The sequence below is a fragment of the Thermaerobacillus caldiproteolyticus genome (genome assembly GCF_013761245.1).
In the GTDB taxonomy this organism is placed as follows: Bacteria; Bacillota; Bacilli; order Bacillales; family Anoxybacillaceae; genus Thermaerobacillus; species Thermaerobacillus caldiproteolyticus.
On sequence record NZ_JACDUT010000004.1, the window covers coordinates 104,447 to 130,459 of the forward strand.

Consider the following 26,013-nt stretch of genomic DNA (forward strand, 5'->3'; position numbering starts at 1 on the left):
GTGAAACAAACAGATGGAACGGATTGCATCGGTTGAACAGTTACGTTTGAAATTTCCCGGAAAAGACACGTTATTGTTTAAAGATTTATCAGTGTCGTTTTACAAAGGGGAAAAAGTGTTGTTGCTTGGTCCATCGGGATGCGGAAAATCAACACTGTTGCAAGTGCTTTCCGGATTGATTCCGCATTCGGTGGATATCCCAATGAAAGCCAAACACGTTCAAGTTCCGGATAACTGGGGATACGTATTTCAAGACCCTGATTCCCAATTTTGCATGCCGTTTGTCGATGAGGAAATTGCTTTTGCACTTGAAAATATTGGCGTGCCGCGCGAACAAATGAAAGGCCGGATTGAAGAATTGCTGAAAGAGGTTGGGCTGCACTTGACGCCGCATACGGATATTCAAACATTATCCGGGGGGATGAAGCAGAGACTCGCACTTGCCTCTGTTCTTGCCTTGCAGCCCGACGTGTTGTTTCTTGATGAACCAACAGCGATGATTGATGACGAAGGAACAGAATCAATTTGGAAGACGGTTAAGCAAATCGCCCATAATAAAACAGTCATTATTGTTGAACACAAAATTGAACAGGTGCTGGATTTTGTTGACCGTATCATTTTGTTTAATGATCATGGTGAAATCATTGCAGATGGTGAAGCGGCAACCGTGTTTCATGATTATAAAGACGTGATTGCTGATCAAGGAATTTGGTATCCCGGTATATGGGACGAGTATGTCAAACAACGAAAACGTCGTCAACCTGCTGTTCGAGAGGATGAAGTGATTCGTCTCGAACGTTTTCAAGGATATCGAAATCGAGAAGTAAAAATTCGTGTTGATCAAGCGATTGTTCAGTCGGGTGAATGGATTGCTATTACTGGAAAAAACGGAGCAGGAAAAAGCACGCTATTGCATGCGCTCATGAAGCTTATTCCAACCGACGGGGTGTATGAGCTGTTTGGAAAGCAAAGCGAACAATTCAAAACGCTCGCTCGCCTTATTGCATTTGTATTCCAAAATCCGGAGTTTCAATTTGTCACCAATTCAGTGTGGGAAGAGATGGCGTATTCGCTCCGGCTTGAGAAGCGCTCTAAAACAGAAATTGCTGAGACCGTCGAGAGCTTGTTACAAATGTTTCATTTGAAAGAGCAGCAAGACCAACATCCGTACCAACTATCGATGGGGCAAAAGCGCCGGCTTAGCGTGGCTGCTTCGATTGTAAGCGGGCAACAAATCTTTTTGTTAGATGAGCCGACATTCGGTCAAGATGCGAAAAATACGTTTGCGCTGCTAGAGCTGTTAGAGTCGTATCGCGAGCAAGGTGCGACGATTCTGATGATCACCCACGATGAGAATATCGTAACGCATTTTGCGACGCGAAGATGGGTGATTGAAGACGGACAACTTGTTTCCGATGAACAGCTTGTGACAGATCATACAAAAGGCGCTTTATTGTCCGTGTAAGGAGGAAGAACGGTGAGATGGGACATTTGCTATCGTGAGACATGGCTTCATCGAACGAATCCAAGCTTGAAGCTGCTTGTGATGCTTGTTTTATTTATCGGTGTATTGTTCGTGCATAACCCGAACATCTTAATGAATTTTTCTATTGCGCTTATCCTTTTGTTCATTATCTATACCGGATACCCTATGAAGTATTTGTTGTTGCTCTTTTTGCCGTTTTTGCTTATTTTCATTTCAACCGCCTCTTCGATGATGCTGTTTGGTCAAGGAAAAACAACATGGTTTCAGTGGGGCCTTGTTCATATTACAAAAGAAAGTTTTTTACGCGGCATGCATCTTGGGTTTCGCGCATTAACGTTTGCGCTACTTGGTTTACTTTTTTCGTTAACGACAAGGCCGGTTTATTTATTTTATTCGCTCATGCAGCAACTGAAGTTGAAGCCGAAATACGCGTATAGCTTTTTAGCAGGAGTCCGTCTCATTCCGATCATGCTTGAGGAGTTTCAAACGGTACAAAACGCGTTAAAAGTGCGGGGAGTCACTGCCAACAGCGGAATATTTGAAAAAATAAAGCGGTATGCAATTCCGCTTCTTTCGCAAAGCATCCGCCGCGCTCAACGCATTGCGGTAGCGATGGAAGCAAAACGATTTTCCAGCGGAGCGGCCCGAACTTTTTACTACGAAATCGGGTTTAGTAAATACGATTTTGTGTTCCTTCTTTTGATCAGCGTTATGGCAGCAGTAGCGTACTACGTTGGAATCAGTTTTCCGTATATTCCAGTCGAAGATGTACGTTAGAAGGTTAGGGATTGAAATGAACACACAATTTCATGTCATTTCAACGGGGATGCAGCCGCTTGAACAATTCGTGACGATTGCGGCACACATTCATCCGTATGTCGATGCGATTCATGTGCGGGAAAAAACAAAAACAGCAAGAGAACTTGCTGATTTCATTTCTGCCCTTGTTGCTCGCGGAGTGCCGGCAAGAAAGATCATTGTCAATGATCGCGTCGATGTGGCAGCTGTTTTTGGAGTGAAGGGTGTCCAACTTGCTTACCACAGCTTGTCTGCAAAAACGGTTAAAGCCCATTTTCCGTCGCTTGTTGTCGGCTGTTCGGTTCATTCATTAGAAGAAGCGATGGAGGCAGAGAAAAGCGGGGCGGATTATTGTCTGTATGGTCATGTTTTTCCGACCGAGTGCAAACGGGGAGTTCCTCCGAGAGGATTAGAAACATTAAAAACGATTGCGTCGAGTATATACATTCCGGTTATTGCTATTGGTGGTATTCAGCCGGACAATGTCAAACAAGTATTACAATCGGGAGCAAGTGGCATCGCGGTGATGTCGGGGGTATTTTTAGCCAAAGATCCACTTGCTCGGGTGAAGGAATATGCGCGTATGGTGAAAAAGTGGGGAGAGGATTTCAATGAATGGTAACCATTATGATGTCGCTATTATTGGCGGTGGGGTTGTTGGTGCTTCGATCGCGTTTCAGTTAGCAAAACGCCAATTTCGCGTTATTGTATTGGAAAAAGAGCGCGTGGCTGGTCAAGCCTCGAGCGCGGCGGGAGGCATGCTCGGAGCACAGTCAGAATTTTCAAACGAAAGCCCGCTCCTTCCGCTTGCTTTAAAAAGCCGCGCCATGTTTCCGAGCATTGCCGAAGAATTAAAAGAGATGACCGGCATTGATATCGGACTTGTGCAAAAAGGGATGTTGAAAGTAGCAGTAACGGACGAAGAACGTGAAGCATTGCAGCGTCATTATGAATTTTGGAAGAAATTCGATGGCAGTGCCCGTTGGCTAACGATTCATGAAGCGACGGAAATGGAACCGAATGTAAGCTGTGATTTAAAAGGTGTGATGTATCTTCCAAATGATGGGCAAGTGAGCGCCTCTGATTTATCGGTCGCTTTTGCAAAAGCATCGATTGTCTATGGAGCCGAATGGCGTGAATATACAGAGGTCGTTAACTTTCTAAAAGAAGGTAAGACATATCTCCTGTACACCAACCATGGAACGATGGCGGCAGACGCCATTGTCATTGCGGCAGGAGCATGGTCCGCTCAAATTCTGGAGAGAACAGGAATCTCAATACCGATGTACCCAGTGAAAGGCGAGTGCCTCTTTGTCAAAACGGAGAGGCCGCTTGTTCAAGCGACGGTTTTTGCGAAAAACGGTTGCTATATCGTGCCGAAAAAAGAAAATAAGCTGCTCATCGGGGCAACTTCTACGCCAAACACCTTTGACAAAAAAGTATCGGTACAAGGAATCAAAAGGTTGCTTGAACAAGCGCAGCAGCTAATTCCAAGCATTCGCCATGCCGAATGGGAAAAAGCATGGACAGGAATTCGTCCGCAGACGGGGGACGGTTTGCCATATATAGGCGTACACCCTGAATATGAAAGAGTTTGGATCGCGACCGGGCATTATCGAAATGGGATTTTATTAAGTCCGATTACAGGAGTTTTGGTAGCTGATCTGATTGAAGGAAAAGGCAGTGGGGAGATCGACCTTGCTCCTTTTTCTGTCACAAGAAACAGTCACGTAACACATTTATGACATAAAGGGGGAGAGGAATGGAACTCATTATTAATGGCGAATCAATTCAACTTCCAGACAGTGTGAAAACGGTTTCTGATTTGCTGTCTCATTTTCGATTAAACCACAAAATTGCCATTGTGGAAGTGAACTTGAATATTATTCAAAAACAAGAGTATGAAACGACAACATTATGTAACGGCGATAAAGTCGAAATCGTTCATTTTGTAGGAGGCGGTTGATGATGTTACAAATTGGACCATATCAATTTCAATCAAGGCTTTTACTGGGGACAGGTAAATACCCGAGCTTTGACGTTCAAAAAGAGGCAGTCGAAGTATCAGGTGCAGAAATTTTAACATTTGCGGTTCGTCGTATGAACATTTTTGAGCCGAATCAGCCGAATTTTCTTGAAAAATTGGAGATTACGAAATACAAACTTCTTCCAAATACGGCAGGTGCAAAGACAGCCGAAGAAGCGGTGCGAATTGCTCGGCTCGCCAAAGCGTCAGGATTATGTGATATGATTAAAGTGGAGGTCATCGGCTGCGACAAAACACTGCTTCCTGATCCTGTAGAGACATTGAAAGCAACGGAGATGTTGTTAGAAGAAGGATTCATTGTGCTTCCGTATACGTCGGATGATGTCGTGCTTGCAAAACGTTTGCAGCAACTAGGCTGCCACGCAATTATGCCAGGAGCCTCACCGATTGGTTCCGGGCAAGGAATTATCAATCCGTTAAACTTAAGTCTCATCATTGAGCAAGCAACGGTTCCTGTCATTGTCGATGCGGGAATCGGAAGTCCGGCCGATGCGGCACTCGCCATGGAATTAGGGGCAGATGGAGTGCTATTAAATACAGCTGTAGCCGGTGCGGCCGATCCGGTGAAAATGGCAAAAGCGATGAAGCTTGCCATTGAAGCGGGACGCCTCGGTTATGAGGCGGGGAGAATTCCGAAAAAACGGTACGCAACGGCAAGCAGTCCGATGGAAGGAATGAGCATTGTTTGAATGAACGGTATTCGCGGCAACAATTGTTTGCACCAATTGGAAAAGACGGACAAGAGAAGATTTCCAAAAAGCATGTGTTGCTAATTGGAGCAGGGGCGTTAGGGACTGGAAACGCCGAAGCGCTCGTGCGCGCAGGAATTGGCAAGCTCACAATCATCGATCGCGATTATGTCGAATGGAGCAATTTGCAACGGCAACAATTGTATAGTGAAGAAGATGCGAAAGAACGCCTTCCAAAGGCGATCGCTGCCAAACAGCGACTTGAGCAAATCAATTCGGATGTAACGGTTGCAGCGATTGTCGGTGATGCGACGGCACAAGAATTGGAAACGATCGTCAAAGAGCAGCATCCCAATCTTCTTATCGATGCGACTGATAACTTTGAAACGCGTATGATTATTAACGATGTGTCGAATAAATATCGCATTCCGTGGATTTATGGTGCTTGTGTCGGCAGCTATGGCATTAGTTATGCTTTTGTCCCCGGGAAAACACCATGTCTTCATTGTTTGCTTGAGACAGTGCCTGTTGGTGGCTTAACGTGTGATACAGCTGGAATCATTAGCCCTGCTGTACAAATGGTTGTCGCTTATCAAGTGGCGGAAGCATTAAAAATTCTTGTGGAAGATTGGCAATCACTTCGAAATAAGCTCGTTTCGTTTGATTTATGGAAAAACCAGCATGTGGCGATTCGAGTGGATCAAGTGAAAAAAGACGATTGTCCATCTTGTGGAACCCATCCGACGTATCCATACCTTTCGTATGACATGCAAACGAAAACGGCGGTCTTATGCGGACGAAATTCTGTACAAATTCGTCCTGCGGCAAAGCGGGAATACGATTTGCGCGAGCTTGCTCAATTGTTTTCCAAGCAAGGGTTACAAGTCGAAACGAATCCTTACCTTGTATCCGTTTCGCTTGGCGAACATCGGCTTGTTGTGTTTCAAGACGGGCGTGCTCTCGTTCACGGAACAAAAGATATTCAGGAAGCAAAAACGCTATATTATCGTTATTTAGGATGAAGAGCTCTTTTATAAGGGCTCTTTTGTTTGTCATGTCAAAAAATTGTACGAATTATTATGCGTACGCACAATTGTTTCTTGTTACGATCATAATAGGGGATAATCATAAAGGGAGGGGACAAAATGGAGGAGCTATCCATCACATTGAATATTGCTTCTTTGCTGACGTTGGCCTTTATCATTGGTGCCGCTATTATTGACTCGTAAAAACTGCAGCTATACAGCTGCGGTTTTTTGTGTTCATGTTTAGGTAGTATGCATTTGGTGAAAAATTTGATATGATAATACATATAAATAAAAATGGATAATAATAACAAAGTAACGGTTTAGGAGTGTGAAGATTCTTTGGGAGAATTGCCTCTGAGCCTGTTTGGATTGTTTCTTCTCTTTATTGTTTTATCCGCTTTCTTTTCTTCGGCGGAAAGTGCATTTTCTTACGTCAATAAAATACGATTGAAACATTATGCAGAAGAAAATCGGCGCGGCAGTAAGCGGGCGCTCTATATCACGGAAAATCTGGATCGTGTTTTGCTAACGGTTCTTGTTGCGAACTATCTCGTAAATATTGCAGCGATCTCGCTTTCTGCGAAAGTAGCAATTGATGCGTTTGGCGAAAATGTTGGTTTGTTCATTAGTACCATTGTAATGACGGTGTTACTTCTTATTTTTGGTGAAATTTTGCCAAAATCAATGGCGAAAGAGCGTGCAGAATCGCTTTCACTTCGCTATTCAGGAATTATTTATGCGTTAGTGAAGGTGCTTTCTCCGATAACCTCGTTATTTGCGATGATCAAGGAAAAGTGGACAAAATGGTTGACTCACGGGATTGTTGTCCCGGCAGTTACGGAAGAAGAAATCAAAGTGATGATCGATTTAAGTGAAGAAGAAGGGATTATTGATAATAAAGAGAAAGAGCTCGTGCATCGTTCACTCGATTTTGATGAAATTTTAGTTGGTGAAATTTTTACACCGCGTGCTGATATGATTGCAGTTGAGGTTAATCAGCCGATTGAACAAATTCGCGACATTTTCCTTGAGGAAAAATATTCGCGTATCCCGGTGTATGAAGAGGATATAGACCACGTCATCGGAATTTTATCAGAGAGTGATTTTTTTAGTCAACTCATTCAACAAAAAGAAGTGAACGTTCGCGAGTTATTACGGAAACCGCTGTTTGTTGTCGAATCAATGAAAATTTCCGATTTGTTGCCGGAATTGCAAAAAAGCAAAGTGCATATGGCTATTGTTGTCGACGAATTTGGCGGGACAGCAGGGCTCATTACATTGGAAGATATTATTGAACAAATCGTCGGGGAAATATGGGATGAACATGATGAAGCGGTAAAAAATATTCATCAAATCGATGATTATAGTTATGAATTGAATGCGGAATTGCCGCTTGATGAGTTTTGTGAACTCATGAAAATTGACGAACCGGAAAGCTCTTCCCATACGCTGGGAGGATGGGTATTCGAGATGTTTGAACGCATTCCAAATGTAGGTGAAACGCTTCATTATGGCCCTCTTACCTTGACGGTGCGGCAAGTGGAAAATCGAAGAATTCGCAAAGTGCTTGTATCTTTAAGCGAGCCAATTGCAGAAAATATATAAGGAGCGAGAAAGCTCCTTATTTTTGTACACAAATTTGCCACCATCAAACGGCCGTATGAATTGGCTACGTGAATTCTATTTGACATCTGTGTAAAACTTTTTTATTATGACATATGTTATGAACACCAATCGGAATAATGGAGGTTTGAATAAATGAAAAAACGTTTCTCGCTAAGTTTGTTCTTTTTGTTAGCCGTTTCTTTCTTGTTGCTGGCTGCTTGCGGTAACGAGCAAGGGCAAGAAGGGGCCGATAAACCAAAAAATGATTTATTGGCACAAGTGAAAAAAGCAGGGGAGTTACGCATTGGTACAGAGGGTACATATCCTCCGTTTACTTTCCATGATAAAAGCGGAAAGTTAACAGGGTTTGATGTTGAAATTGCGACAGAAGTAGCAAAGCGTCTTGGTGTCAAGCCTGTATTTATGGAAACGCAATGGGATGCGATGTTTGCAGGGCTAGATGCGAAACGCTTTGATATGATTGCCAATGAAGTAGGAATTCGTCCTGACCGTCAAAAGAAGTATGATTTCTCCGATCCGTATATTACATCCGCGGCTGTGCTTGTCGTTCATAAAGACAATAATAAAATTTCGAAATTTGAAGATATTAAAGGTTTAAAAGCAGCGCAATCAATGACAAGTAATTATGCCGATTTAGCGCGATCCTATGGAGCGCAAATTGTCGGTGTGGAAGGCTTTAATCAGGCGATTGAATTATTAGGTTCTAAACGAGTAGATGCGACGATTAACGATAAGTTGTCGGTTCTTGATTTCTTAAAGCAAAAACCGAATGCGCCAATTAAAATTGTTGCGACTCATAGCGATGCTTCCCAAAGCGGATTCATGTTCCGGAAAGGCAGCGACACGCTCGTTGCTGCAGTAAACAAGGCGCTACACGATATGATGCAAGACGGAACATACGCAAAAATTTCAGAGAAATGGTTTGGTCAAGATGTATCTAAGTAATGTTATGCTCGATCCTGAACGGTTAACCGCCATTGCTCAAAGTTCCCTTCTCCCTTTAGTGAAGGGAGCTTTGTATTATACGATTCCGCTCACGATCATCACGTTTTTACTTGGTTTGATTTTAGCAATTCTGACGGCGCTTGCCCGCCTTTCCGGCGTGAAAGTGTTAGAGATTATCGCAAGAGTATATGTGTCTGCGATTCGTGGAACGCCATTACTTGTACAGTTGTTTATTATCTTTTATGGCTTGCCGAATCTTGGGATTACCATTGACCCGTTTCCGGCGGCTGTTATCGGTTTTTCATTAAATGTTGGTGCGTATGCGTCAGAAATTATCCGCGCTGCCATTTTATCTATTCCAAAAGGTCAATGGGAGGCGGCTTATTCACTTGGCATGACTTATGGACAAACGTTACGGCGTGTCGTGTTCCCGCAAGCAGCGCGCGTCTCTGTTCCTCCTTTATCCAATACGTTTATTAGCTTGGTGAAAGATACGTCGCTTGCTTCGTTGATTCTTGTCGCGGAAATGTTTCGAAAAGCACAAGAGATTGCTTCAACGAACTATGAATTTTTGTTATTGTATACAGAAGCTGGACTGATTTATTGGGTAATTTGCTTTTTATTATCGATTGTTCAAGGCCGAATTGAAGAACGTTTGAACCGCTATATTGCGCGGTAACGACAAGGAGATAGGAACGATGATTTCTGTTCAAGGATTATATAAGCAGTTTGGTGATGTAGAGGTATTAAAAGGGATCGATTTAACGGTAGATAAAGGAAAAGTCATAGTCATTATTGGACCTTCGGGATCAGGAAAAACGACGTTTTTGCGATGCTTAAATGTACTAGAAATACCGACAAAAGGGAAAATCTCGATCGGTGACAGACAGCTGGATTTTTCTCAAAACATGACGAAACGAGATATTCATGAATTCCGTCGCTTAACAGGAATGGTATTTCAAAATTACAACTTATTTCCGCATATGACCGCCTTAGAAAACGTCATGGAAGGTCCGGTGACGGTGAAACGGGAAGCAAAAGAGCAGGCGCGCCAAAAGGCAATGGCACTTTTAACGAAGGTAGGACTGGCGGACAAAGCTCATCATTATCCGTTTCAGCTATCAGGAGGACAACAGCAGCGTGTTGGGATTGCCAGGGCGCTGGCGATGGAACCAGAAGTTATGTTATTTGATGAACCGACGTCAGCGTTAGATCCAGAACTTGTCGGTGAAGTATTGAAGGTGATGAAAGACTTGGCAAATGAAGGAATGACGATGGTGATTGTCACACATGAAATGCGATTTGCCAAAGAAGTAGCCGATGAAGTAATCTTTATGGATGGCGGATTTATTGTTGAACGCGGCACACCACAACAACTATTTACGAATCCTCAACATGAACGAACAAAGAAATTTTTACAATTGATTCAGTAAATAACATAAGCCCCAAGCAAAATGCTTGGGGCTTTAGCCATATATATGCAGTTTTCACTGATTATTGAACGTTGCTGAATTGGCCACCAAGTTGTTGTTGAGCAATTGCAACTAAACGTTTTGTAATTTCGCCACCAACAGAACCGTTAGCGCGAGAAGTAGTGTCAGCACCAAGGTTTACACCAAATTCTTGAGCGATTTCATACTTCATTTGATCGATTGCTTGTTGTGCACCAGAAACTAATAATTGGTTAGATCTGTTATTTTGAGCCATATTTGATCATCTCCTTATTGAAATTTTTATGGCTGGGTTGGCTGGAGTTGCACCAGCACTGCGCGCAATAAAGCACGCTGCCAAACTTGGCTGAACCCAACGTGTTTATCGGGGATGGTACTAGTAGTTTGAAACGTTTTTTTATTATTATTCGTTCTTACATTATGGTAATTTTTTACGTTTTACGATTGGGATCGTGAGGGAATAGTAAAATAAGGTATGTTTGAAATAGGAGGCAGCGCTTATGAATGTTTGCCCGCTTTGTAATGGGTTGAGGGAGCTATCTATGTATTGTTCTCAATGCCAAGGAAAACTACAGGACCAAGGGAAGGTAACAGATTATTTTGATGATTATAGTCCATATATGGATATTGATATGATGAAACGAGCAGACGGATATCCGACAACGTTTGGATATCACGAATGTGTACACCTTTTTTATTGTCCGCATTGCCACCACGAAGAAGTTCGATTTATAAAAGAATAACCCCAGCTTTCAAAAGCTAGGGTCATTTGTATATCCATATTGGGGAAAGTGATGTGATTATTCGTTATTCGAACGAATGCGTTTTTCTGTTTCTACATCAAAGAAATGTGCTTTATTCATATCTAACGCAAGGTCTAATTGGTGACCAGGCTTAATTTCTGTGCGGGCATCAACGCGAGCGACAAATTCTTGACCATTAATTTGCGAATAGATCATCGTTTCAGCACCGAGTAATTCCGCGACTTCCACGTTTGCCGTAATTTTTGTATTTTGTGATGCTTCGATGAACACAGGTTCATCGTGGAAGTCTTCCGGACGAATGCCTAAAATGATTTCTTTACCAACATAACCTTGCTCGCGAAGTGCTTTCATTTTTCCTTCAGGAACTCCGATAGTGACATTGCCAATGACGAAAGTACCATCTTGTAATGTTCCTTTTAGGAAGTTCATTGCCGGTGAACCGATAAAGCCGCCGACGAAAATGTTTTCTGGTTTTTCATATACTTCTTTCGGGGTACCGACTTGTTGAATAACCCCATCTTTCATGACGACAAGACGAGTGGCCATCGTCATCGCTTCTGTCTGATCGTGTGTAACATAAATCGTCGTTGTTCCTAAACGTTGATGTAATTTCGCGATTTCTGAACGCATTTGGACGCGAAGTTTTGCATCGAGGTTTGAAAGCGGTTCGTCCATTAAGAAAACTTTTGCATCACGAACAATCGCTCGACCTAAGGCAACGCGTTGACGTTGACCACCGGATAGCGCTTTTGGTTTGCGGTCTAAGTATTGTTCGAGACCAAGAATGCGTGCTGCTTCACGAACACGTCGATCGATTTCATCTTTTGGAAATTTACGTAATTTCAAACCAAATGCCATATTGTCATAGACGCTCATATGCGGATAAAGCGCGTAGTTTTGGAATACCATTGCGATATCGCGATCCTTTGGTGCAACATCATTCATGCGCTTACCATCGATGTATAAATCGCCTTTTGAGATTTCTTCAAGTCCAGCAATCATCCGAAGGGTTGTTGATTTACCGCAACCAGACGGACCGACAAAGACGATGAATTCCTTGTCATGAATATGAAGATTAAAATCTTTTACAGCAGTGACGTTGTTGTCATAGATTTTATAGATGTGTTCTAAACGAAGTTCAGCCATGTCCAGCACCTCCATTTTGAAATCGGTTTCATTTGGTTTAAGCGTACCGAAAAATGGCGTAGGGCGTAAATGGACAACGTGCACAAAAAATGAAAAGAGGTTCAGGCATGATGACGAATTTAGCGATCGGTATATTCGTTGATAAGGATGGCTAAATACACAGCAACCGCTCCTTTAAAATGTTTAATATCAATCCCTGTCTTTTCGATAAATTTATCTATGCGATATTGAAGGCTATTGCGATGCATATATAGCTTTTTTGCCGCTAATGAGACATTTAAGTTGCATTGTAAAAACACTTTTACTGTATCAAGTAATTCTTTATCAATGGTGTTGAGAAACTGAAGTGATGGTTTGATCTTCTCAAATTCTGGATGCTGGTGAATAAATAAAATAGGGATAATGTCTTCGATAGTATAAACAGTTTGTTTTGGAATATAAGTCTGTGAGAGTTGAAAATATTGTTTTTCTAAACGAAATAAGTGCAAAAGATTTTCATCGAAGCGATAGATTTGGCCGATAAATACGTGAAGAGTAATGTAAAAATCGCTTGATAGCGTATCAATCATTTCAGCAAAAGGTACGTCATGATCGGTTTGATCATACTTATTTTCAATAATCGTTCCGCGATGATTTTGTTCCCAAATAATTATAACATTTTCGCGGAACAATCCTTTTACCGCTTCACGAAAATCATCTTTGTCAACGGTTGTTTGCTTGATGTGGAATTGAATGAATCTATAGAAAGGTGCGTGCTCTGAAAGAAGATTGAGTTGTGTAGAGTCTCCATGTACAATGAACCGATACCATGCAAGTTCTTCTCTCGTCATAAAGAGATCATGGTTCGGCAGTGGTGTTAAAAAAATGGACAACAATTGTTTTTCCCGCTCTGTTAATACATGCTTTAAAATCCCGATTTGATCGCCTGTTTTCGTATAAAACCATTCATAATCCTCTCGGTTTTTAGGATCTATGTTAATAACCATCGCATCCCTATAATGTGATTGTAGTTGTTCAATCATGAGCATGACTTTCCTTTCCGCCAGATCGTTACTTCTATTATAGCAGAAAGAAGAACCGATTTTCTCAACGAAGGAGAAAATCGGTTCTTACCATTATGATATCTCGTGAGGAGGTTCCTCTTTTGTTAAATCACAAGCTTCTTCAATGTTTGTAACATCACTGCGTGCGTGGACGTAGCCACCGCCCATGCCTTCATTAATCATGCGGTCGATGTCCATATAATATTTATCTCTCCCCTCATAATGGGAGTCCTTTCGAGCCTGCTGACTGTGGTCTGCCATCGTTTTTCCTCCTTGGTATATGAATAGTGTATGTGTATTTAGGAATATGTTCCCCGTCTTTTTCATATATATGTGGCAGTTGGACAAGCAAGGAGGAAAGAAGATGATGATTGGTACGTTAAAACAAATATTACAGGCGACGAGTGTCTCCCAACGTCTCGGTGAGAAGTTAATGGCACGGTTGCCAGAAGAGAGATGGAAGCAACAGTTAGCCTCTTATTTACAATACGAGCAAAAGCAATATGAGCTATGGCAATATATTTATTTTTTAATCGCGGGAAGATATGGCGAGAAAAGCGTAGACGATGAGGTCATGGATGGATCAGTTGATGATCTCGTCAACGCTGCGCTTGGCAACGAAATAAAGAAAGCAATGTTGTGTTATGAATTGCGAGCGGCTCTTTCTGGGGCACCGCAACAAGCGGCGGACCGAGCTTTGGAGCGTGCATTAGAATACGGAAAGTTATTTGTTATGATGATGCAAACCCGCTTAACTGATCAAATACAGCGATGAGGCGTTTGGCGCCGTGAGTTTGAATCTCCGGTTCATCAAAAATCATCGGTTTAGAGTTCAGCTCATAAATGTATAATTGCCCGTCGGTTCCCCGTCCGATGTCAATGGAAAATTCTCCGATAAACCCTAAGTGTTCAGATAATGTTAGTCCGCATTCACGAACGATCGTGTGTAAAAGGGATTCATGAAATCGCTCTTTGACAAGGCGGTATGGAATTTTTCTTCCCCCGTTCGGAATATGCGTCGTCATTTGCTGGGTTTGTGACAGCCTCACGCCAATGCCGCTTATCGTATGCGTTCCGTTGTTGTAATGAGCGAGGATACGCAAATCGTAACGGTTGCCATGGAACGTGTCGGAATCAATCGCTTGTTGAGCAATATACTCTGTTAACTTGTAAAGCTCGTTCAGTTCATCGATTCGAGAGAGAAGCTTTCGTTCATGCATTCGTTCAAAAATGATTTCTTCTGTTGGGGTATACGTTAAGGTAAAAATACCTTTTCCTTTCCAGCCCGCGTTTGGTTTCATGTAAATGTGTTTGTATGTGTGTAGCATGGTGAGAATGTCATCAATTGTGTGCACTTGAACGGTTGCAGGAAGATGTGGGCGCAACCGTTCGTTTGTATGCAGCAGCTCATACAGCTGCCATTTTGCAAAAAAACAAGGATTAAAGTATGGGATTCGATGGTTATGAAGCCATTGAATGAATTGGCGAAATGTCTCTGATTTTTCTTCGCTGCGGCTTTTCATTCGATTATATACAACATCGGGAAGCGGGGTAATCGTTTCGATCCATTCTTCATTTTGCTCAGAAAAGATGTATCCATGAAGCGTATTAGCACGGACTCCGTTTAATGTGAAGACAATCCCGATTCCGCCGGACGTTTGTAAATGAGAATTAATCATTTCGATGTAACGTTTCTGCCGTTTTTGAAGATGGGGAATCGACGATTCGCTCAGTAGTATTCCAACGAGCGGTCCGACTTTCCCGTGCCTTTCTTTGACGCGAAACGATAAAAAAGGAATCTGCTCAGAAAATGATAACGCATGGTTGTTATGGCCGAGCGTGTAGGTGCACCCTTTGTCTCGGTGAAACCATGTTTGCGTATGCACGCTATAATAAATGGTTTTCATGTCAGCAATGCCTCTGGTGCAGTAATCATTTGTTTGCTTAAATATACGGCGTATTCCAGTGATAGAACGGTCGTTAGCTCATCGTATTGTTTTAATTTCGGGTGTTTGAAAATGGAGCGGCCGGGTTTGGAATTGGCTTCGAATAACCATAGGTTGTTTTGTTGGTCGATTCCAATGTCAAAGCCGATTTCGCCGATCATCATATCAAGTTGCTCCTCTAAACAGCGGCTTAATGTAAGGGCAGCGTGTTGTAACCGCTCTGTCATTTTCGTTTGTTCCTCTTTTTTCGGAAACACCTCTTCTACCGTTTTGACGATTCCTCCGTTATTGATATGGGTCGTCACGCTTCCCTTCCCCGCAATTTTGGCAGCGATGGCGCTCACTTGCCATATTCCATGCTCGTCTTTATTGGTATGAATGCGAAAGTCTACTTTTCTTCCGTTCACTTCAATGAGTGGAATCCCTTGTTGGAGAATGTACAGCTCCATGTTCTTATCTGCTAACAATTTTCCCCATAAATCCGAAAGGGTTGGAAACTTTTGTAATCGGTTGCATCCTTGATGGTCCCGGAATCGGCAATAATAGGAGTTGTTACGCTGAATAAGTTGATAAATTCCTAAACCGAGACTGCCGTTTGCTGGTTTAATATAAATTTGTTGATATTCATCCAAAAATTGTTGTGCTGCCTCTATTGTTGGAGGGCTCGCTGTGTCCGGAAGATAGGCGCGAGCAAGCGGATGTTGTTGCAACAAACAATAAATGTCCCATTTGTTAAAAAAGTTTTCATTAAACCATGGAATAAAATATTCCGTTTTTAATTTTTGTTTAATTTCTTGAAACATTGTTTCATTTTCAGTTCGCCGGTTGGGAAGACGGTTATAAATGACGTTAGGAAACGGAATTTCATGTTGTTCCCAGCCTGTTTTCGTGTAAAAGTAGCCGGTGACTGTTCCTTTGTCCCAATGAATATGGTGAGCCCCAAATACAAACGCAAATCCGCCGACCTTTTTTTCGTTCGATAATAATTTCGCAAAGAAAAAGCTTCTTTTTCCAATTGGTCGAATGGATGATTTCGTAAATCCGGCTGTAAAGATGCCAATTAACGGTCCAATATAAATGGTATCTTCATCAAGGAAGAGATGAATGCGATTGGCAAAAGGAATGCGTAGACGTTCTGCGACATCTTTAGTGATGATAATCTCATTGTTGAGGGCAGAAGATGAAACAATTTGACAAGAAGTAGATACGCTTCCGAAGGCGATGTCCGTTTGCCCTGACAAGGGAGCTGTAGAGGGAAGCCAAACCGTATTTTCGCCGTGGTTTTGAATTGTTAATGCATAGATGTTCATTGTATATTCACCTCTTTGGCTAGGAACTGACAATAGCGAAGTGGAGAGTGATATAATGTCTCGCTTTCGTGCGGCGCGGTTTCTGTGACGATTTTCCGCCCCGGTTTTGAGTTCATATCGATGATCCATACCGCTCCATCACCTGTGACGCCGATATCGAGGCCAAGTTCAAACAACGGACCGAATTGCTGTTCAAGGTATGGCGGTAATGAGCGAAGAATGGTATCAATCCCATCCGCAATCAGCAAGCGTTTGTGCGGAGAAAGATGATGAACCCATTCCGAAAAAGGATAAATGGTAGCTCCTGCGCTTATGTTCGCTACGAAAGTACCGGTGTTGCCAATGCGCACCCCTCTGCCTCGTTCTACCCACTGGCCATGTTCGTTTTTTTGTAAAAGAAAGCGAAGGTCGAATGGGTTTCCTTCGTCCGTTTGAAAGGAGAAAAGCGGCTGAATAAGATAAGGTGAGGTGCTGTGTAATGAGTCAAGCCAATGATTTAATGTTTGTCTTGTGTTAACGTGTAAGATCGTGTCTCCAAAGGCATCTATCACATGCAGCTGTTTGCCCGCTTTTTTTACAATATAAATTCCTCTTCCACGAGAGCCTTGTTCCGGCTTGCAAATGACCGCCTTTTCGTTTCGCAGCATTCGCGTGAGGTCATTGGCTGAATGTAACTGAGCGGTTTTAGGCGTGTAAAACGAAAGAATGGGATGGTTGCTAACACTTTGATATAACTCCCACTTATTCGGGAATCCGTGCCCTAAAAACGTGACGTCCGGACGGTTTTTTAGCCATTGTACAATTGGCTTGCTTTTTTTCGAACGGTCATCGGAACGGTAAAAGCATCGGTCATATAAAAGCGAAGGGATGTCAAACATACAAGAAATCCAAGACTGTGACTCGTCATCAAAGCGCTCTCCATTCACTTTTTCCGTTAGTGGGTCAATCGAAAGCGGAGTAAAGCGATATACGCTGATTCCATAATGATGTGCCCGTTTAGCGATTTCTGTAACGTAGTCATGCTCTTGGTATTCGTACACTGTCAAAAAACCGAGAGAAATCAATTATCTCACTCCTTTTTTTGCTTGTTAAGCGACAAACAATAATGAATAATGGCTTTGGCAGAAGGACGAATCGCTTGCGTAGCGGTCGACGTATCCGCCTGTTTCGACGGCTTGGTGTTCACTTCGATGATCCACGGTTTTCCATCATGATCAAGCGCCAAATCGATGCCGAATTCACCATATAACCCATCGGCTTCATTCGCCAATGCATTCGCTACTTCTAACGCTAATTCTTTTAAAAAGCTTTTTTGCAATGAAGCAGTTTTTTTATCGTAAAATTGCCTTAGCAGCGAGGAGAGTGGAACGATGTCACCACCGCGGGCAATGTTGGCGACAAATTGTCCTTCTTGAGCGATGCGGGCGATCGCGGATGTTACTTGCCACTGGCTGCCATGGATGCGATGGCATAATAAGCGAAAGTCAACAGGGCGGCGTTGAACGGTTTTTAGCGATAATCCTTGCTGAATGATGACCGGATATTTTATTCTTTCTTTCAACGAAAAAAACAATGAACAAGTTGAAGAATATTGCTGTACCATATCCTTCGTAAAAGTTGAATAATCAAGCCGAAAATCGGTTTCTGTTTTTTCGATGCGAAAAATATTCCTCCCTTGACTACCGTGAATCGGTTTGATAAAAGCGACAGGGAATTGTTCGAGAAAGTCATCCAATATTGTTTTTGTTGTCAATAGCTCCGTTTTGGGCAAGTACGGTTGTAAGTAATGATAGTTTGATAAAAGTTGATGCACTTCCCATTTGTGTAAAAAACGATGGTTAAACATCGGAATATGCTCATCTTTTACCTTTTTTACTAATTGTTCAAATAAACAAGAATGCTCTGTTTTTCGCGAATGAATGCGATTATAAATAACATGCGCCCGCGGAACAGAGATTTGCTGCCATTTTCCATCAATCCAACAGTATCCTTGTCGATCATTTTCTAAATACATTGGTAACGAAGTGACATACAGCATTACCTGTTGTTTTTGGCTGTAATATGCTAATTCCTGGCAAAATTCGTGAATAGAGCCAAAATGAACGCCAGATTCTGTATGAAAAATTTCCGTCAAAACAGCGATGACGTGGGGATGGTTCATCGTTCTCCCTCATTTACGCTTTCGTTCAACAAGCTCTATAATGGGAATTTAAGCAAACGTTTCATATGGTATCGTATGTTTTTCGCCTAGTATTGGTGATAGATGGAATGTGGGAAAGGGGAGAAACATGGAAACGATTTTGTATTTGTTATTTATGATTGCTGTCGGGGCAATTATTGGCGGTGTCACTAACTTGCTCGCCTTTTGTTAACAGAATGGAACAAACTTATTGATTATCCGTTTACAGCGATTGAAGAGCTAGTTGGAAAAGAACGAATACGGCAATCGATTCACCAATTTGTTGCAAGAACAGTGGAAAAACCATTAGCGGATGTTGTTGTCCCATATCAAGCGAAAATCATGAACGAATGGATTCCAAAAGTGGTGTCCATAGGAGGACAATGGCTGAGCGGACAAGTGGAAGAGATTGTTCAGCGATTGCAATTAGCGGATATTGTTCGTTCCGAAGTCGAAACGTTTTCTGTCGAACGTCTAGAAGAAATGATTTTGTCGATTTCGCAGCGCGAATTCAAAATGATTACGTATTTAGGAGCGCTGTTGGGCGGATTAATTAGAATTTTACAAGGAATCGTCGGCCTTTGGATTTGAGTGTCATTCATGGAGAAGTATTGGGAGTTTTGTGCTATAATAAAGGAATATCGCGCTTGATTGGTGCATACGTTAGTGGTAGTGAAACGTTACTTTTTATATTAGGAGGCTTTCTCATGTCGACCCAACTGTATAATCTCGCTCAGCAACTACAACAAGCCATTCGCTCTAGCAATGATTTTCAACAGTTAAAGCATGCGTATGAAGAAGTGCGCCGTGATGAAACAGCATATCGGATGTTCACTTATTTTCGCGATTTGCAAATGCAGCTTCATCAAAAACAACTCATGGGAACGTCGATTTCCCCTGAAGAAGTGGAACAAGCGCAAAATGCAATGACGCAGGCACAACGAAATGAAAAATTGGCGAATTTAATGGAGATCGAGCAACGAATGAGTATGGTCATGGCGGATATTCAACAAATTGCGATGAAACCGCTCGAAGAATTATATCGTTCTTTTGCTGAATAAATCAGAACACTCATATAGTGGGTGTTCTTTTTTTGTCCGTATTGTCATAGCTATGAAGTGATAAGGCAAGTGTGACAACATGAAAAAGGGGGAGGCATCTGTGGCATATAAATTGCTTGCTCTCAATATTGATGGCACGATTTTGAAAAATAACGGTCGTCTGCCAAAAGAAACGAAAGAAGCGGTCGAGTTTGTAAAGAAAAAAGGGGTTTATGTGACACTAATAACGAGCCGGAACTTATTAGCGGCGCGAAAAATCGCCAAAGCGTTAAAACTAGATAGCATGCTTATTACATTTCAAGGAGCGATCATTGGAAAATCATTGAATGAGAAAATATACGAAGCAGTTATCCCTGAAGAACGTACGTTTAATATTGTTCAAGTATTGGAAAATTTCTCTTGCAATATTCGCTTAATGCATGAACGATATTCGATCGGCAATCGGAAAAAAGTTCAAAAAGATCTAGTGGCTAAAACAGTATTGTCGTCAGGGGATCCATTTTTTTATCCAACACAATTTGTTGATTCTCTCGGTGATGTGCTGCGCGATGATCCGTTAACTGTTCCTAAAATCGATGTATATTTTGCAAATGGGAAAGAAAGACAGGAAGCTGCTGCAGTGTTAAGGGAAGCCTTTCCGAATATTGAGATCATTATGCAACCGAACAGAAAGATGGAAATTGTGCCGCAAGGGGTGTCGAAGTTAGCGGGATTAAGACGACTCGGAAATCATTTAGGAATTTTATTGAACGAAATGGTTGTTATTGGCGATGGAATTGATGATATTCCGGCGATTGAGGCAGCAGGCTTAGGAGTGGCGATGGGGAATGCTCCGGCGGAAGTGAAAAAAGTCGCCGACTGGGTGACACGCTCTAACGAACAGCTCGGCGTGGCGTATATGATTAAAGAACATTTCCGAAAACAACAACGTCCAGAGTTTTTACGAAAACTAAAAATGAAGCGTTAGGTAAAAGGCTGGGAGCGTCGAGCCCAGCTTTTATTTTCATATCTCGCTTTCTTTTTCGAGGAAAACTATCTAGTTTCAGCTCCCAACCTTGTTTGCTTCTTGAATGAGTATCCATGCAACGCTTGCTTTAAGAATTAAAAAGTGATGATCGAGAGTTCGGAGAAAAGCCCAGTTCTCTCCGAAGTACAAGCATATCTACGGGGAAATAACATTTGTCTGTCGCGGGAACCGGGATGGAGACCTTTCACCGTTTGCACACAGGACGTGGACAGTTTTTAGGAGAAATTGGGGCGCTTGCGCTTTTCTTAATACCGGAAATAATCGTCTCTTGACGAGTAATGAGGGCCTTCTGTACACTTAAATAAGTTTGAAATGGAATTTGAAATGAAAGGTGATGTCGTTGCGTATTCAAATTAATGGGCTGCGAGATGTCGAACGATTTCAGCGCCCGCTTGAAGTCATTACCGATTTATTTTTTGAAGAAAATGACGTATCGTTTGAGCCGGTTCATGATCCCGATATGATCGTGACGTTTTTATTAAATGGAGAAGACGTATGCGTTGTGCGCGGAACTCTTACAGCGAACGGAAACGTGTTGAAAGCGGAATATGAAAAAAATCTACGCCCATATACCGATGAGAAAGAGCGTTTTAAGCAAGTAAAAAATACCGTTTTTCATGTATACTTGACGCTTATGCAACAATATACCGGGCTCATTCAGCATTGGGGAATTTTGACCGGTGTGCGCCCGGTGAAGTTGTTGCATCAAAAATTGCGATCAGGTCTGTCCAAAGAGGAAGCGCATCGCCAGCTTCGAGAAGATTATTTAGTGACGGAAGAAAAAATTCAGCTTATGCAACAGATCGTGGATCGCCAGCTAACTGTGGTTCCTGACTTATACGAACTAACGAATGAAGTAAGCATCTATATCGGCATTCCGTTTTGTCCGACGAAATGCGCGTATTGCACATTTCCGGCGTACGCGATTAATGGACGCCAAGGCTCTGTTGATTCGTTTTTAGCCGGACTTCATTATGAAATGAGGGAAGTTGGACGGTTTTTAAAGGAGCGCGGCATTAACATTACAACGATTTACTATGGTGGCGGTACGCCAACGAGCATTACTGCGGAAGAAATGGATCGATTGTATGCGGAAATGTATGAGTCGTTTCCAAACGTGGATCGCGTCCGTGAAATTACCGTTGAGGCAGGGCGCCCTGATACGATTACTCCAGAGAAATTGAATGTGCTCAAAAAGTGGAACATTGACCGCATTAGCATTAACCCGCAATCATACATTCAAGAAACGTTAAAGGCGATTGGACGCCATCATACGGTAGACGAAACGATTGAAAAATTCCATCTTGCCCGCAGCATGGGAATGAACAACATTAACATGGATTTAATCATCGGGCTTCCAGGGGAAGGAATCAATGAATTTAACCATACATTAGTGGAAACGGAAAAATTAATGCCGGAGTCGTTGACCGTTCATACGTTGTCCTTTAAACGGGCGTCCGAGATGACGAAGAATAAAGAGAAGTATAAAGTCGCGGACCGTGACGAAATCGGCGCGATGATGAAAGCGGCCCAAGATTGGACAAAGCAGCACGGCTATGTTCCTTATTATCTATATCGACAAAAAAATATTCTTGGCAATCTTGAAAATGTCGGTTATGCGCTTCCGGGCCAAGAAAGCATTTATAACATTATGATCATGGAAGAACAGCAATCGATTATCGGACTTGGCTGCGGAGCATCGAGCAAGTTTGTTCATCCAAAGACACGAACTATTACGCGGTTTGCGAACCCAAAAGAACCGAAAGTGTATAACGAACATTTCGTCCACTATACGAACGAAAAGCTAAAAATGATGGAAGAGCTGTTTCGATAAGGTTTCTTGGAGCGGCTATCATGGGCTTCAGACAGATGTCTGAGGCCTATTTTTTGTGGAAGCGTGGGGGGATTACGCCTGGCTCCAGCATTCGAAAAGAAATCAGAAACAACGAAAAGAGCCATTGGTTGAACAGATTAGAAATGAGTATTTAAAAGTTCTGCAAAACCTGCGAAAGTCCAAAAATTACACAAAAGCTATGTAAATAAAGGATTCGTATGTCTCCAGAAACAACGGCTCGAATCATAAACGACGAGGGATTGGGAGCCATTGCTGTCCATAAATTCAAAGCTGCCACAAACAGTCATCATTACAACGTATATGCCCAATCTGCTGAAACAAAACTTTCAAAAAAGTGCGGATGACAGATATTACGCGCATTCCTCCCTATAAAAATCAGGTTTCATTTCTTTTTCCATACAATCGCCTTTTCTATGTAGTATTATTGCATTCTAATTCCTTTTGAAGTCGAGAAGAGAAACAAGAAAAATCCCTTGACATCCAAAGGAAGTGTCAGTCTTATGAGAAAGTTTGAATGCAACATAAAAATAATCAAAACGTGGTGATGTACCAATAACCCCTTAAAGAAAATAAATTTAAGATTAATATTAAAAAACTGTAACAATAATAAAGCAAAAAATAAAATATCCTAAATACTTAATTCTCTTAGGTAGAGTACTCAAATGGAATATATTCCCTTTGAATACTCTTCCCGCTTCAATTTTCTGTAAGTCTTCTATCGATGTAAATAATTTATCTTCGCCTACATTATGAAATTCTTCCGCCGATTGTGTCTCATGAATTTTTTTATCCCCACTTCCTTCAATATCATTTATTAATAGAATCTATTACCATAGTAAATAATTTTATTGAAGCTTTTTGGCTGAACTAGCCCATCTATTGTAATATCTGTAGTTGCTTCATGCATGAATGCTTGTTGATCTTTTTCAAAAGCAGTAGCATTTTTATTTTCCGTCATTTTTAGAGCCTTTTCCTAGTACAGCATATTGATTGCACTATTCATCTTCTGAAATCTTTAAAGCAGAAATATAGTCTTTAAGGAGGGATTACTGAAAGAGGAACTTATAAACATAGCTAACTTTGTAAAAAATCTAGTGAAGCAAAGTCACTAGAATACCCGATTGCCCCCGCAGCAAATGTTAGCGATGGAAAAGGATGAGCTTGCCGCTTGATGATGTACAGCGATGTGTTTTATCGTAACAGTTATGTTCACGCAATTTTTGCTCACCAATTTTTTTTGCTTCTTCTTCATTTACGGCCTCAAACATTTCATCCAATAATTTTTCCCCGCTTTTATCAAATGCAGTTAGTGTAAAGAAAGGCATATGCGTTTTCCTCCTTAGTCGAATGCTTCTTTGTGATTACTATTCTGCTATTTTTTTAATTTTCCTTCTAAATAATGAAACTTTTCGCTACAATAAAACGTGTAATAGAATGTTGGTAATTTTAGTTTTTATTAACAAAATTGGGGGAGTGAGAATGAGTTTACGTTTGGAACATGTCACAAAGCGATTTGGCGATGTGACAGCAGTAAACGATGTCACACTAAGCATTCCAGAAGGAGAAATGTTCGGATTCCTTGGAGCGAACGGAGCTGGGAAAACGACGACATTTCGCATGATTTTAGGATTGCTAGATCCGACTGAAGGGACGATTACGTGGAACGGTCACGAAATTAATTACGCAAAGAGCCACTTAATCGGTTATTTGCCGGAAGAGCGCGGCTTGTATCCGAAATTAAAAGTGAAAGAACAACTCATTTATTTAGGAAGATTGCGCGGTCTGAATAAGGAGGCCATTTTGAAAGAAATAGAATATTGGCTTGAGCGCTTTAAAGTACCGGAATACGCCGAAAAGCGGGTTGAGGAGCTGTCAAAAGGGAATCAGCAAAAAATTCAATTTATCGCTGCGGTATTACATAAGCCGAAGTTGTTAATTTTAGACGAGCCTTTCAGCGGACTTGATCCTGTAAATGTCGAATTGTTAAAGGAAGCCGTCATTGATTTAAAAAATAATGGCACAACGATCGTTTTTTCGAGCCATCGCATGGAACATGTTGAGGAGTTATGCGAGCATCTTTGCATTATGCATCGCGGCAAGCCGGTTGTTCACGGCGCTTTGAAAGAAATTAAACGGTCATTTGGCAAAAAGAACATCATCATTCATGCTGATATTCCGCTTGATGAATTAAAAGATTTTCCGGGGGTTGTCAAAGCAAAAACAACAGCAGAAGGCATTCATTTGCAAATCGAAAGCGAAGACGTTTCCCAGCACATTCTTGCCCATATCGTTAACAAAGGCTTCATTCGTAAATTTGCATTGGAGGAACCTTCCTTAAATGATATTTTTATTGAAAAAGTAGGTGCGGCGTATGAATAAATTTTGGATTATTCTTTGGCATACGTATGTGACAAAACTAAAGGCGAAATCGTTTATCATTACAACAATTATTACAAGTTTGCTTGTGTTTGCGTTGACGAATTTGAATCATATTATTGAATTTTTTAATAAAGACGAAAAGAAGACGGTAGGTGTCATCGATCAAACAGGGACGCTTTACGAGCCATTACAAATGCAACTAAAGAAAAGCGGGGAAAGCGATATTCGGCTTCAATCGTTTACCGGTTCCGAAGACGAAGCAAAAAAGAACGTTCAGCGAGGAAAATGGGATGCTTTTCTTTCCCTTGCTTATGATGACAAACAACTGCCTAAAGCGACGTATTACGCAAACACGATTGCTGATAGCGATACACCAAATAAGCTTGAGCAATCACTTCAGCAAGTAAAAACCGCGTTAGCCACTGCTAAAATCGGTTTGAAACCAGAGCAAGTGACTCAGTTATACGAATCGGTTCCATTTCATAAAGTAGCGTTAGAGAAAAACGCAAAGACAGAGGAAGAGCTGAATCAGGCGCGCGGTCTTGTCTACATTTTGCTATTTGCAATGTACATGTTCGTGCTTATGTACGGAGGAATGATCGCTTCAGAAGTAGCGACAGAAAAATCGTCGCGCGTCATGGAGATTTTAATTTCAAGCGCTCCGCCGGTACAGCAAATGTTTGGAAAAATCATTGGGGTCGCTTTAGTAAGTTTGACGCAATTTATTGTTTTGTTTGCAATTGGTTTTAGCTCGCTCAAAAGCAGCGGAAAGGAATTGTTGCAGTTTCTTGGGTTTGAACACATTCCGATTTCTACGTTTGTGTATGCAGTTATCTTTTTCCTGCTTGGCTATTTTTTATACGCCACGTTATTTGCGGTACTTGGCTCTCTAGTCAGCAGGGTCGAAGAAGTGCAGCCGATGATTACACCGGTGACATTGCTTGTCGTCGCCGCCTTCTTTATCGCGATGTTTGGTCTTAATGCACCGGAATCTTCATTCATTACCGCAACATCGTTTATTCCGTTTTTTGCGCCGATGATCATGTTTTTGCGCGTTGGCATGCTGCCGGTTCCGTTTTGGGAAATTGCTGTTAGCCTTGCTTTATTAATCGTTACCATTGGACTGTTTGCCTTTTTCGGGTCAAAAATTTATCGCGGCGGAGTATTGATGTACGGAAAATCAACCTCACTCAAAGATATTAAAAAAGCGATTCAATTAACGAAAAAATAAGG

The 26,013-nt window shown here is 41.8% G+C and carries 29 protein-coding genes; 19 read left to right on the forward strand and 10 right to left on the reverse strand.

Translation table 11 applies throughout. The features are described 5' to 3' along the window. Nucleotides 1-13 precede the first annotated feature (13 nt). From HNR31_RS07495 to HNR31_RS07545, 11 genes are all read left to right on the forward strand, one after another. Nucleotides 14-1,465 (forward strand): ABC transporter ATP-binding protein, encoded by a 1,452-nt coding sequence (locus HNR31_RS07495; RefSeq protein ID WP_181555636.1) that lies wholly within the window; start codon nucleotides 14-16, stop codon nucleotides 1,463-1,465. 12 nt (nucleotides 1,466-1,477) lie between these two features. Beyond that, nucleotides 1,478-2,263, forward strand: coding sequence for an energy-coupling factor transporter transmembrane component T family protein (locus HNR31_RS07500; RefSeq protein WP_181555637.1), 786 nt, complete (start codon nucleotides 1,478-1,480; stop codon nucleotides 2,261-2,263). Nucleotides 2,264-2,279: 16 nt separating this feature from the next. Continuing rightward, nucleotides 2,280-2,906, forward strand: a complete 627-nt coding sequence (tenI, locus tag HNR31_RS07505) for a thiazole tautomerase TenI (RefSeq protein WP_181555638.1) — start codon at nucleotides 2,280-2,282, stop codon at nucleotides 2,904-2,906. Further along, on the forward strand, nucleotides 2,896-4,029 hold the full coding sequence (gene thiO / locus HNR31_RS07510) for a glycine oxidase ThiO (protein WP_181555639.1): 1,134 nt from the start codon (nucleotides 2,896-2,898) through the stop codon (nucleotides 4,027-4,029). The genes tenI and thiO overlap by 11 nt, the downstream gene beginning before the upstream one ends. Before the next feature lie 17 nt (nucleotides 4,030-4,046). Then, nucleotides 4,047-4,250, forward strand: coding sequence for a sulfur carrier protein ThiS (gene thiS, locus HNR31_RS07515; protein ID WP_181555640.1), 204 nt, complete (start codon nucleotides 4,047-4,049; stop codon nucleotides 4,248-4,250). A 2-nt stretch (nucleotides 4,251-4,252) separates the two neighbouring features. Further along, on the forward strand, nucleotides 4,253-5,020 hold the full coding sequence (locus HNR31_RS07520; RefSeq protein WP_181555849.1) for a thiazole synthase: 768 nt from the start codon (nucleotides 4,253-4,255) through the stop codon (nucleotides 5,018-5,020). After that, nucleotides 5,017-6,042 carry a thiazole biosynthesis adenylyltransferase ThiF gene (locus HNR31_RS07525; RefSeq protein WP_181555641.1) on the forward strand — a complete coding sequence of 342 codons (1,026 nt, stop codon included), beginning with the start codon at nucleotides 5,017-5,019 and terminating at the stop codon, nucleotides 6,040-6,042. The genes HNR31_RS07520 and HNR31_RS07525 overlap by 4 nt, the downstream gene beginning before the upstream one ends. 345 nt (nucleotides 6,043-6,387) lie before the next feature. After that, complete coding sequence (locus tag HNR31_RS07530) at nucleotides 6,388-7,653, forward strand: hemolysin family protein (protein WP_181555642.1); 1,266 nt, start codon at nucleotides 6,388-6,390, stop codon at nucleotides 7,651-7,653. 153 nt (nucleotides 7,654-7,806) lie between these two features. Continuing rightward, nucleotides 7,807-8,619 (forward strand): amino acid ABC transporter substrate-binding protein, encoded by an 813-nt coding sequence (locus HNR31_RS07535; protein ID WP_181555643.1) that lies wholly within the window; start codon nucleotides 7,807-7,809, stop codon nucleotides 8,617-8,619. Next, nucleotides 8,606-9,298, forward strand: a complete 693-nt coding sequence (locus tag HNR31_RS07540; protein WP_181555644.1) for an amino acid ABC transporter permease — start codon at nucleotides 8,606-8,608, stop codon at nucleotides 9,296-9,298. Before HNR31_RS07535 ends, HNR31_RS07540 begins: the two co-directional genes overlap by 14 nt. A gap of 19 nt (nucleotides 9,299-9,317) precedes the next feature. Beyond that, nucleotides 9,318-10,052 (forward strand): amino acid ABC transporter ATP-binding protein, encoded by a 735-nt coding sequence (locus HNR31_RS07545; protein ID WP_181555645.1) that lies wholly within the window; start codon nucleotides 9,318-9,320, stop codon nucleotides 10,050-10,052. 61 nt (nucleotides 10,053-10,113) lie between these two features. On the opposite strand, the gene HNR31_RS07550 is transcribed toward HNR31_RS07545, so the two are convergent. Further along, nucleotides 10,114-10,326 (reverse strand): alpha/beta-type small acid-soluble spore protein, encoded by a 213-nt coding sequence (locus HNR31_RS07550; protein ID WP_181555646.1) that lies wholly within the window; start codon nucleotides 10,324-10,326, stop codon nucleotides 10,114-10,116. A gap of 244 nt (nucleotides 10,327-10,570) precedes the next feature. On the opposite strand from HNR31_RS07550, the gene HNR31_RS07555 reads away from it, so the two are divergent. Continuing rightward, nucleotides 10,571-10,813 (forward strand): hypothetical protein, encoded by a 243-nt coding sequence (locus HNR31_RS07555; protein WP_181555647.1) that lies wholly within the window; start codon nucleotides 10,571-10,573, stop codon nucleotides 10,811-10,813. A gap of 57 nt (nucleotides 10,814-10,870) precedes the next feature. Here HNR31_RS07555 and HNR31_RS07560 read toward each other — a convergent pair whose 3' ends face one another. The 3 genes from HNR31_RS07560 to HNR31_RS07570 form a co-directional block, all read right to left on the reverse strand. Further along, nucleotides 10,871-11,980, reverse strand: coding sequence for an ABC transporter ATP-binding protein (locus HNR31_RS07560; RefSeq protein WP_181555648.1), 1,110 nt, complete (start codon nucleotides 11,978-11,980; stop codon nucleotides 10,871-10,873). Nucleotides 11,981-12,099: 119 nt separating this feature from the next. Beyond that, the gene (locus HNR31_RS07565) at nucleotides 12,100-13,002 is read right to left on the reverse strand and encodes a PucR family transcriptional regulator (RefSeq protein WP_181555649.1); all 903 of its coding nucleotides are present in this window, start codon (nucleotides 13,000-13,002) and stop codon (nucleotides 12,100-12,102) included. A 93-nt stretch (nucleotides 13,003-13,095) separates the two neighbouring features. After that, a complete protein-coding gene (locus tag HNR31_RS07570) occupies nucleotides 13,096-13,284 on the reverse strand; it encodes a hypothetical protein (RefSeq protein ID WP_181555650.1) in 189 nt (62 codons plus the stop codon). Nucleotides 13,285-13,387: 103 nt separating this feature from the next. Here HNR31_RS07570 and HNR31_RS07575 point away from each other — a divergent pair, with 103 nt between their 5' ends. Further along, nucleotides 13,388-13,798: a hypothetical protein gene (locus HNR31_RS07575; protein ID WP_181555651.1), complete on the forward strand. Its 411-nt coding sequence runs from the start codon at nucleotides 13,388-13,390 to the stop codon at nucleotides 13,796-13,798. On the opposite strand, the gene HNR31_RS07580 is transcribed toward HNR31_RS07575, so the two are convergent. From HNR31_RS07580 to HNR31_RS07595, 4 genes are read right to left on the reverse strand one after another with little or no spacing between them, the layout of a single operon-like run. Further along, nucleotides 13,755-14,930 carry a YheC/YheD family endospore coat-associated protein gene (locus HNR31_RS07580; protein WP_181555652.1) on the reverse strand — a complete coding sequence of 392 codons (1,176 nt, stop codon included), beginning with the start codon at nucleotides 14,928-14,930 and terminating at the stop codon, nucleotides 13,755-13,757. The two genes, HNR31_RS07575 and HNR31_RS07580, sit on opposite strands and share 44 nt — an antisense overlap. Then, nucleotides 14,927-16,279 (reverse strand): YheC/YheD family endospore coat-associated protein, encoded by a 1,353-nt coding sequence (locus tag HNR31_RS07585; protein ID WP_181555653.1) that lies wholly within the window; start codon nucleotides 16,277-16,279, stop codon nucleotides 14,927-14,929. Before HNR31_RS07585 ends, HNR31_RS07580 begins: the two co-directional genes overlap by 4 nt. Next, complete coding sequence (locus tag HNR31_RS07590) at nucleotides 16,276-17,343, reverse strand: YheC/YheD family endospore coat-associated protein (protein ID WP_181555654.1); 1,068 nt, start codon at nucleotides 17,341-17,343, stop codon at nucleotides 16,276-16,278. Before HNR31_RS07590 ends, HNR31_RS07585 begins: the two co-directional genes overlap by 4 nt. A 5-nt stretch (nucleotides 17,344-17,348) precedes the next feature. Beyond that, on the reverse strand, nucleotides 17,349-18,440 hold the full coding sequence (locus HNR31_RS07595) for a YheC/YheD family endospore coat-associated protein (protein ID WP_181555655.1): 1,092 nt from the start codon (nucleotides 18,438-18,440) through the stop codon (nucleotides 17,349-17,351). A gap of 204 nt (nucleotides 18,441-18,644) precedes the next feature. Between HNR31_RS07595 and HNR31_RS07600 the strand changes: the two genes are divergently transcribed. From HNR31_RS07600 to HNR31_RS07615, 4 genes are all read left to right on the forward strand, one after another. Next, a complete protein-coding gene (locus HNR31_RS07600) occupies nucleotides 18,645-19,049 on the forward strand; it encodes a DUF445 family protein (RefSeq protein WP_181555656.1) in 405 nt (134 codons plus the stop codon). A 116-nt stretch (nucleotides 19,050-19,165) separates the two neighbouring features. Then, the gene (locus tag HNR31_RS07605) at nucleotides 19,166-19,519 is read left to right on the forward strand and encodes a YlbF family regulator (protein ID WP_181555657.1); all 354 of its coding nucleotides are present in this window, start codon (nucleotides 19,166-19,168) and stop codon (nucleotides 19,517-19,519) included. A gap of 79 nt (nucleotides 19,520-19,598) precedes the next feature. Beyond that, nucleotides 19,599-20,486: a Cof-type HAD-IIB family hydrolase gene (locus HNR31_RS07610; RefSeq protein WP_181555658.1), complete on the forward strand. Its 888-nt coding sequence runs from the start codon at nucleotides 19,599-19,601 to the stop codon at nucleotides 20,484-20,486. 394 nt (nucleotides 20,487-20,880) lie between these two features. Further along, the gene (locus tag HNR31_RS07615) at nucleotides 20,881-22,380 is read left to right on the forward strand and encodes a coproporphyrinogen III oxidase (protein ID WP_181555659.1); all 1,500 of its coding nucleotides are present in this window, start codon (nucleotides 20,881-20,883) and stop codon (nucleotides 22,378-22,380) included. An 835-nt stretch (nucleotides 22,381-23,215) separates the two neighbouring features. On the opposite strand, the gene HNR31_RS18430 is transcribed toward HNR31_RS07615, so the two are convergent. Further along, on the reverse strand, nucleotides 23,216-23,359 hold the full coding sequence (locus HNR31_RS18430) for a hypothetical protein (RefSeq protein WP_220129451.1): 144 nt from the start codon (nucleotides 23,357-23,359) through the stop codon (nucleotides 23,216-23,218). 181 nt (nucleotides 23,360-23,540) lie between these two features. Beyond that, entirely contained in the window at nucleotides 23,541-23,726 is a 186-nt protein-coding gene (locus HNR31_RS07620) for a YhzD family protein (RefSeq protein ID WP_181555660.1), read from the reverse strand. A gap of 154 nt (nucleotides 23,727-23,880) precedes the next feature. Between HNR31_RS07620 and HNR31_RS07625 the strand changes: the two genes are divergently transcribed. Together HNR31_RS07625 and HNR31_RS07630 are read left to right on the forward strand one after the other, a co-directional pair. Beyond that, nucleotides 23,881-24,780, forward strand: coding sequence for an ABC transporter ATP-binding protein (locus HNR31_RS07625; RefSeq protein ID WP_181555661.1), 900 nt, complete (start codon nucleotides 23,881-23,883; stop codon nucleotides 24,778-24,780). Beyond that, nucleotides 24,773-26,011: an ABC transporter permease gene (locus HNR31_RS07630; protein ID WP_181555662.1), complete on the forward strand. Its 1,239-nt coding sequence runs from the start codon at nucleotides 24,773-24,775 to the stop codon at nucleotides 26,009-26,011. The genes HNR31_RS07625 and HNR31_RS07630 overlap by 8 nt, the downstream gene beginning before the upstream one ends. Nucleotides 26,012-26,013: the final 2 nt, after the last annotated feature.